This window comes from Sphingomonas sp. GM_Shp_2 (assembly GCF_026540875.1).
Lineage (GTDB): Bacteria > Pseudomonadota > Alphaproteobacteria > Sphingomonadales > Sphingomonadaceae > Sphingomonas > Sphingomonas carotinifaciens.
In genome coordinates, this window is sequence record NZ_JALNUQ010000087.1 from 1 (window position 1) to 6,827 (window position 6,827).

Sequence of the window (6,827 nt, forward strand, 5' to 3'; positions counted from 1 at the left end):
GCGCCGCCTGCACCGCGACGCCGATCTGGCGCGTGATGTCGGTCGCCATCCGCTCGGCCAGCGCCCGCTGCAGGTCGGCGGCGCTGCCGAAATGATGCAGCAGATTGGCATGGGTACGCCCCATCCGCGCCGCCACCGCCTTCAGCGTGATCGCCTGCGGCCCCGATTCGATCAGCAGCGCGCGTGCCGCGTCCAGCGCCTGGGCGCGCGACTCCTCCGGGGGCAAACGACGTCGGGTTGACGCTTCCACGCACGCTCCTTACCTACACTGATGTAAGCTATCTAACTTACACCACAGTCGGAGGTTTTTGTGGCCAAAGCAATCACGCCCGCCGATTTGACGATCACGCCGCGCGATGTCCGGTTCGGCCGCGATGCGCGGTTGCGGCGATACTGGTTGAACGACGATCCCGTCGCGACCGCCTTCTACAATGCGCTGTCCGTCACCTTTCCGCGCGGCGAGGCCTTTTTCTGCGACAGCGTCAAGGCATTCCGCGACGGCACGCCGCCCAAGCTGCAAGGCGAGATTCGCGCCTTCGTGAAGCAGGAGGTGATCCACAGCCGCGAGCATGTCGCCTTCAACCGCCACGTCACCGAACAGGGATACGATACCAGCCGGCTGGAGCGCGACGTGGTGGCGCAACTGGCGCTGACCGACGGCAGGCCGGCGATCGCGCGCCTGGCCGCGACCACCGCGCTGGAGCATTTCACCGCGATCCTGGCGCATGCGCTGATCGCCGACCCCCGTCATCTGGCGGGCGGCGACCGGGAAGCGGCGCGGCTATGGCTGTGGCACGCCGCCGAGGAGATCGAGCACAAGGGCGTCGCCTATGACACATGGCTGCACGCCACGCGCGACTGGCCGCGTTTCAAGCGCTGGCGGATCAAGGCGCTGGTGATGCTCATCACCACCGGCCGGTTCGTGAACGGTCGCCGCCGCGGCATGCTGGACCTGCTGCGCCAGGACGGGCTGACCGGCCCGCGCATCTGGTGGCGGCTGTTCCATTATGCGCTGGTCCGGCCCGGCATGGCGCGCAAGGTCGCCGGCGCATGGCTCAGCTACTTCCTGCCGGGCTTCCACCCCTGGAAGCATGACGACCGCGCGCTGATCGGCCTTGCCGAAAGCGATTATGCCGATGCGGTCATGCCGGAAGCGCGCGCCGCCTAGGCCGCGAGCGCCACCGGCACCGCTCGCTCCTCGTCCAGGTCGCGCTCATAAGCGATCGCCAGCCCCGGTTCGCGCCGCCCCCGCGAGGCGAGCGGCGCGATTTCACCCGTGGCGCAGAAGCCGAGCTTGGCCAGCACCCGGCCGGATGCAGGATTGTCGACGAAGTGGCGCGCGTGCAGCCGCCGGACACCCAGCGCGTGGCGGGCGATGTCGATCATCGCGCGCCCCGCCTCGGTCGCATAGCCGCGCCCCCAGGCGGCCGGGGTCAGCCAATAGGCCAGTTCCTCGCCGTCGATCAGTTCGATCCCGCCGACCAGCCGCGGGCCGGCGGCGATATCGTCGAAGATCAGGAAGCGGGGTTCATGGCCGCCGCGCGGCTGCGCCAGGAAGGCCTGCGCATCGCCCAGCGCATAGGGCCAGGGCGCCCGTGCCAGCCGCGTGACCACGTCCTCATGGCCGATCGCCCGCACCAGCTCGGGTGCGTCCTCCGGCCAGCCGGGCCGCAGCATCAATCTCTCCGTCCGCGCGAACATTCTCGTACACTCCTCGTCGCGTCGCGCGTGCCCTGCCATATCCACATGACGGAACAACGACATACGCTAGAACGGGAGCACGAAAAAAAGGGAGCCGGGGTGACCCGTCTCCCTTTTTGGCAGGTTCCGTCGCGGAACCCGGGTCACCCTGGTGGGCGACCCGAATGATCGCCCTTATTCGGCCGCAGCCGCAATCATTTCGACCGAGCAATATTTGCGGCCGAGCTTGCCTTCGGCAAACGCGACACGGCCGTCGGTCAGCGCGAACAGCGTGTGATCCTTGCCGATGCCGACATTGCGGCCCGGATAGAACTTGGTCCCGCGCTGACGCACGAGGATGTTGCCGGCGACGCACTCCTGGCCACCGAACTTCTTCACGCCAAGGCGGCGGCCGGCCGAATCGCGACCGTTGCGCGAAGAACCGCCTGCTTTCTTATGTGCCATTGCGATCTACTCCTGGATTCTCGAAACGTCTGCTCAGCCGACCGAAACGATCTTGAGGATCGTGTGGTTCTGGCGATGGCCGTTGCGGCGACGATAATTGTGGCGGCGACGCTTCTTGAAAACGATCACCTTCTCGCCCTTGGCCTGGGCGATGATCTCTGCGGCGACCGTCAGGCCGCTGGTCGACTTCAGCTCCGAGCCCTCGCCCATGAGCAGCACATCGTCCAGCGTCACCGACGCGCCGGCCTCGCCCTCGATCTTCTCGACGACGATCTTGTCTCCGGCGGCGACGCGGTACTGCTTGCCGCCCGTGCGCACGACTGCGAACATGGCTGTTGTCACTTCCCAAATGCATGTGCCCCGCAAAGGCCACGCCCAGCGGGAAAGAAGCGTCAGCTAGGCAAATGAGGCGACATTGTCAACCGCGCGAGCGGGTATTCGGACGTTTTGCCGGCATCGCATGGGACATGCCCCGCCGCACGCTCGGACTCAGTGCCGATGCTCCTGTCGCAGGCGATAACGCCCGTCCTCGAACCCGGTGAACAACCCGGCGATGGCCGGATGGTCGATCGGCTCGTCGCTGTCGTCGGTCACCAGATTCTGCTGGCTGACATAGGCGACGTAGCTCGATTCCATGTTCTCGGCGAGCAGATGGTAGAAGGGCTGGTCCTTGGACGGCCGAATCGATTCGGGGATCGCCTCATACCATTCCTCGGTATTGGCAAAGACCGGGTCCACGTCGAACACCACGCCCCGGAAATCGAACAGGCGATGCCGCACCACCTCCCCGATCGCGAAGCGGGCGTGCGCGATGGCGGGGGCCTCCACCTCCAGGCGGTCGGGCATATGGACGGGATCATGACGTGGCATGGAAACAATCTAGGCTTTTTGCGCCGCGGCACAAGTTCGACGCTTGCATCGCCCGAATCCTTCGATTAGAGGCCCGCCCTCGACCGATCGGACGGACGCCCAGGCGCCCGGTGCGAACCTCAGCGGAGAGGTGACAGAGTGGTCGAATGTACCGCACTCGAAATGCGGCGTGCCCTCACGGGTACCGTGGGTTCGAATCCCACCCTCTCCGCCACTTGACATCAAATAGCGCGATCACCGGCACCCGCCGGCCTTTTGCACGTTCCACCCGGTCAGGCATGGGGAAACGTAGATGCATCAGGTTGTAACGGCCGGTCTTTGGGGGCTGGTCGGCGGATCGGCGCTGATCCTCGGCGCGGCCATTCCCTATCTCGTCACCCTGCCACAGCGCTTGATCGCCGCGATCATGGCCATCGGCTCGGGCGTGCTGATCTCGGCCGTCGCCTTCGACCTGATGGACGAGGCCTATGCACAGGGCGGCTTCGATTCCACCGCGGCGGGTTTCGTCGGCGGCGCCGCGGTCTACACCCTCGCCAACATCATCGTATCGCGACAGGGCGCGCGTCATCGCAAGCGTTCGGGCAGCAACCCGCAGGAGAAGCAGCCCGATGCCGGGGCCAATTCGGGCCTCGCCATCGCGATCGGCGCGCTGCTCGACGGCATTCCCGAATCGGTGGTCATCGGTACCAGCCTGCTCAGCGGCGGCGGAGTCAGCGCGGTGATGGTCGCCGCGGTGTTCCTGTCCAACGTTCCCGAGGGGCTGGCGAGTGCGGCGGGGATGAAGCGGTCGGGCCGATCGCCGACCTATGTCTTTGGCGTATGGATCGGCATCGCCCTCGCCTCCGGTCTCGCCGCGATGATCGGCAATGCCGCGCTGGCCGGGGCTGCGCCGGACATCCTTGCGGCCGTCACCGCCGTTGCTGCGGGCGCGATCCTGGCGATGCTGGTCGATACCATGATCCCCGAAGCGACCGAATCGACGCACGATTATTCGGGTATGATCGCCGTGGTCGGCTTTCTGGCCGCCTTCATCCTCACCAAGCTCGGGGGCTGAGCGCCGGCGCCGGGCCAAAAAAAAGGCCGGTCCGCAGACCAGCCATGAAAGTTTTTAGGAGAGGATGCCTAAAAGGCCCGCTCCTTGTGCAGCGCAGCACGCTATATCGCAAGTGCATTGAATTCACGCGCGATTGCACGCCCTGCAATCATCAGGCGTTGGACGCATAGGCGTACATCAGCCCGAACGCGATCAGCATCGCGAAGACCATATAGGCCGCCATCGACGGCGCGATGATGCGCGATGCCTTCTTGCCCTTGGAATTGTCGCCCGCGCCCTCGGGAACATGCGCCATCATCGTCTCCTGCATGAATGAACCATGCCCACCGAACGCGCGAACGCGGCGAAGGATACCGCCCCTTCGTCCGGGGCACGCATTGGCACCCCCCGCCAACCGCGCTAACGCCGTCCGCCATGGCGCTGTTTCCTCCCTCCTCCTGCGCGCGGCTGGTCGTGAAGATCGGCTCGGCGCTGCTTGTCGCCCCCGATGGTGCGGTGCGGCGTGAATGGCTCGCCAGCCTTGTTGCCGACCTTGCCGAACGTCACCGCGCCGGCCAGCAGGTCGCGATCGTGTCCTCGGGCGCCATCGCGCTCGGTGCGCGCCGCCTGGGGCTGCCCAAGGGCGGCCGCGCCAGCCTGGAGGATGCGCAGGCCGCCGCCGCGACCGGCCAGATCGCGCTCAGCCAGACCTGGGCCGAACTGCTCGGCGATCAGGGCATCACGGCGGCACAGATGCTGGTTACGCTCGACGATCTGGAACATCGCCGCCGCTACCTGAACGCCGCCGCTACGCTGGGCCGGCTGCTCGGCCTCGGCATCGTGCCCGTCATCAACGAGAATGACAGCGTCGCCACGGAGGAAATCCGCTTCGGCGACAATGACCGGCTTGCCGCGCGCATCGCGCAGGCGGCGGGCGCCGGCGGCGTCGTGCTGTTGTCCGATGTCGACGGCCTGTACGATGCCAATCCGCACACCAACCCCGCCGCGCGCCATATCGCACGGGTCGATGCGATCGATGCGGTCGCCGGCATGGCGGATGCCGGCTCCGCCTCCGGCATGGGGTCGGGCGGCATGGTGTCCAAGATCGCGGCGGCGCGCATCGCCACCAGCGCGGGCGCCCATCTCGCCATCGCCAGCGGCCGCATCGATCACCCGCTCGCCACCGAGGCGCGCCATACCCTGTTCGTCGCCGCCCATGCCGCCCCCGCCCGCAAGGCATGGCTGGCCGGCGGGCTCACCGCGCGCGGCGCGATCCATGTCGATGCCGGCGCCGCCCGCGCGCTGGCGGGGGGCGGCAGCCTGCTGGCCGCGGGCGCGGTGCGGGTGGAGGGGCGCTTCGACCGCGGCGACCTCGTCACGATCGAGGGGCCGGGGGGCACGATCGCGCGCGGCCTGTCCGAATATGACGCCGCCGACGCCGCCCGCCTGCTCGGCCGGCGTTCGGACGAGCAGGCCGCGATCCTCGGCTATGCGCCGCGCGCCGCGCTGGTCCACCGCAACCATCTGGCGCTGCTGTGATCCTCGGCGTTACCGGCGCCACCGGCTTTGTCGGCCGCGTGGTGGTGGATCAGGCGCTTGGCCGCGGCCACCAGGTCCGCGCCCTTACCCGCCGTGCGCAACCGCTGCGAGACGGCGTGACCTGGGTGGAGGGCGCGCTCGACCGCCCCGACACGCTGGCGACGCTGGCTGGCGGCGCGGATGCCGTTCTCCACATCGCCGGCGTCGTCAACGCGCCCGATCGCGCGGGCTTTGCGGCCGGCAATATCGACGGCACCGCCGCGATGCTCGCCGCCGCGCGCGCCGCCGGTGTCGCCCGCTTCGTCCATGTCTCCTCGCTCTCCGCACGCGAGCCGCAACTGTCCAACTATGGCTGGTCCAAGCGCGAGGCGGAGACGCTTGTGGAGGAAAGCGACCGCGACTGGACGATCGTCCGCCCCACCGGCGTCTATGGCCCCGGCGATACCGAGATGCGCGACATGTTCCGCCTGGCGCGGCGTGGCCTCGCCCTGCTGCCCCCACCCGGTCGCCTGTCGCTGGTCGCGGTGGAGGATCTCGCTCGCCTGATCGTGGCACTCGGGCTCACCCGCGGCCCGCCTGCGGTGCTGGAGGTGGATGACGGCACCGTGCTGACCCATGCCGATCTTGCCCGGCTGATCGGCCGCGCGGTCGGCACCCGCGTGCTACCGATGCACCTGCCGGCCGGGCTGCTGCGCCTCGGCGCGGCGCTCGACCGCCGTTTCCGCGGTGCGGGCGCCAAGCTGACCCCCGACCGGGTCGGCTATCTCTGTCATCCCGACTGGACCGCCGACCCCGCCCGGCGCCCCGATCCGTCGCTCTGGACGCCCGCCATCGCCACCGCCGACGGGCTCGCGGCCACCGCCCGGTGGTATCGCGACGCCGGTTTGCTATAGGCCGCCGGAAAGACGCCGCATTTGCATGCCATGCGGCTTCCGCGAAAGGATCATCATGAGCGACCGCCAGACCATCTTCGACACCGTCGCCGCCCAGATCGCCCCCTTCAACAAGAAGGGCGTGGCGCTGAGCGAGACGACCACCTTCCAGGGCGATCTCGAATGGGACAGCCTGACCGTGATGGATTTCGTCGCCGCGATCGAGGACGAGTTCGACATCATCATCACCATGAACATGCAGGCGGAAATCGAAACCGTCGGCCAGCTCGTCGATGCCGTCGTCAAGCTGAAGCAGGACTGATCGCCCCCCGCGCCCGCCCGGTTCCGGCGGGCGCGACCGTCCCCGA

General features: G+C 68.1%; 11 protein-coding genes and 1 tRNA gene. 6 read left to right on the plus strand and 6 right to left on the minus strand.

Going from position 1 to position 6,827, the window contains the following annotated elements; genetic code table 11:
• The coding region (locus OXR08_RS18325) for a TetR family transcriptional regulator (protein WP_267352075.1) at positions 1-250 on the minus strand (250 nt) is incomplete at its 3' end.
• Positions 251-310: 60 nt separating this feature from the next.
• Here OXR08_RS18325 and OXR08_RS18330 point away from each other — a divergent pair.
• Positions 311-1,168, plus strand: a complete 858-nt coding sequence (locus tag OXR08_RS18330; RefSeq protein ID WP_149681847.1) for a metal-dependent hydrolase — start codon at positions 311-313, stop codon at positions 1,166-1,168.
• Here OXR08_RS18330 and OXR08_RS18335 read toward each other — a convergent pair.
• From OXR08_RS18335 to hspQ, 4 genes are all read right to left on the minus strand, one after another.
• Entirely contained in the window at positions 1,165-1,680 is a 516-nt protein-coding gene (locus tag OXR08_RS18335; protein WP_149682012.1) for a GNAT family N-acetyltransferase, read from the minus strand. The genes OXR08_RS18330 and OXR08_RS18335 overlap by 4 nt on opposite strands.
• A 195-nt stretch (positions 1,681-1,875) precedes the next feature.
• Entirely contained in the window at positions 1,876-2,145 is a 270-nt protein-coding gene (rpmA, locus tag OXR08_RS18340; RefSeq protein WP_112383483.1) for a 50S ribosomal protein L27, read from the minus strand.
• Positions 2,146-2,178: 33 nt separating this feature from the next.
• Positions 2,179-2,475: a 50S ribosomal protein L21 gene (gene rplU, locus OXR08_RS18345; protein WP_112383482.1), complete on the minus strand. Its 297-nt coding sequence runs from the start codon at positions 2,473-2,475 to the stop codon at positions 2,179-2,181.
• 159 nt (positions 2,476-2,634) lie between these two features.
• Positions 2,635-2,991, minus strand: a complete 357-nt coding sequence (hspQ, locus tag OXR08_RS18350) for a heat shock protein HspQ (protein ID WP_235903932.1) — start codon at positions 2,989-2,991, stop codon at positions 2,635-2,637.
• Positions 2,992-3,139: 148 nt separating this feature from the next.
• Here hspQ and OXR08_RS18355 point away from each other — a divergent pair.
• A tRNA-Ser gene (locus tag OXR08_RS18355) sits at positions 3,140-3,229 on the plus strand.
• Between the two features lie 78 nt (positions 3,230-3,307).
• Positions 3,308-4,069: a ZIP family zinc transporter gene (locus tag OXR08_RS18360; RefSeq protein ID WP_112383480.1), complete on the plus strand. Its 762-nt coding sequence runs from the start codon at positions 3,308-3,310 to the stop codon at positions 4,067-4,069.
• Positions 4,070-4,220: 151 nt separating this feature from the next.
• Here the strand turns inward: OXR08_RS18360 and OXR08_RS18365 are convergent, their stop codons facing one another.
• On the minus strand, positions 4,221-4,379 hold the full coding sequence (locus OXR08_RS18365; RefSeq protein ID WP_161555560.1) for a hypothetical protein: 159 nt from the start codon (positions 4,377-4,379) through the stop codon (positions 4,221-4,223).
• Positions 4,380-4,483: 104 nt separating this feature from the next.
• Here OXR08_RS18365 and proB point away from each other — a divergent pair, with 104 nt between their 5' ends.
• From proB to OXR08_RS18380, 3 genes are read left to right on the plus strand one after another with little or no spacing between them, the layout of a single operon-like run.
• Positions 4,484-5,587 (plus strand): glutamate 5-kinase, encoded by a 1,104-nt coding sequence (gene proB, locus OXR08_RS18370; protein WP_267352081.1) that lies wholly within the window; start codon positions 4,484-4,486, stop codon positions 5,585-5,587.
• Positions 5,584-6,480 (plus strand): NAD(P)H-binding protein, encoded by an 897-nt coding sequence (locus OXR08_RS18375; protein ID WP_267352083.1) that lies wholly within the window; start codon positions 5,584-5,586, stop codon positions 6,478-6,480. The genes proB and OXR08_RS18375 overlap by 4 nt, the downstream gene beginning before the upstream one ends.
• Before the next feature lie 55 nt (positions 6,481-6,535).
• Positions 6,536-6,781, plus strand: a complete 246-nt coding sequence (locus OXR08_RS18380; RefSeq protein WP_112383549.1) for an acyl carrier protein — start codon at positions 6,536-6,538, stop codon at positions 6,779-6,781.
• Positions 6,782-6,827: the final 46 nt, after the last annotated feature.

What these genes read in the sequence shown, in the direction of transcription:
- rplU (WP_112383482.1), bottom strand. Translation starts at nt 2,475, where the DNA reads ATGTTCGCAGTCGTGCGCACGGGCGGCAAGCAGTACCGCGTCGCCGCC.
- OXR08_RS18360 (WP_112383480.1), top strand. Translation starts at nt 3,308, where the DNA reads ATGCATCAGGTTGTAACGGCCGGTCTTTGGGGGCTGGTCGGCGGATCG.
- rpmA (WP_112383483.1), bottom strand. Translation starts at nt 2,145, where the DNA reads ATGGCACATAAGAAAGCAGGCGGTTCTTCGCGCAACGGTCGCGATTCG.
- OXR08_RS18380 (WP_112383549.1), top strand. Translation starts at nt 6,536, where the DNA reads ATGAGCGACCGCCAGACCATCTTCGACACCGTCGCCGCCCAGATCGCC.
- hspQ (WP_235903932.1), bottom strand. Translation starts at nt 2,991, where the DNA reads ATGCCCGACCGCCTGGAGGTGGAGGCCCCCGCCATCGCGCACGCCCGC.
- OXR08_RS18365 (WP_161555560.1), bottom strand. Translation starts at nt 4,379, where the DNA reads ATGCAGGAGACGATGATGGCGCATGTTCCCGAGGGCGCGGGCGACAAT.
- proB (WP_267352081.1), top strand. Translation starts at nt 4,484, where the DNA reads ATGGCGCTGTTTCCTCCCTCCTCCTGCGCGCGGCTGGTCGTGAAGATC.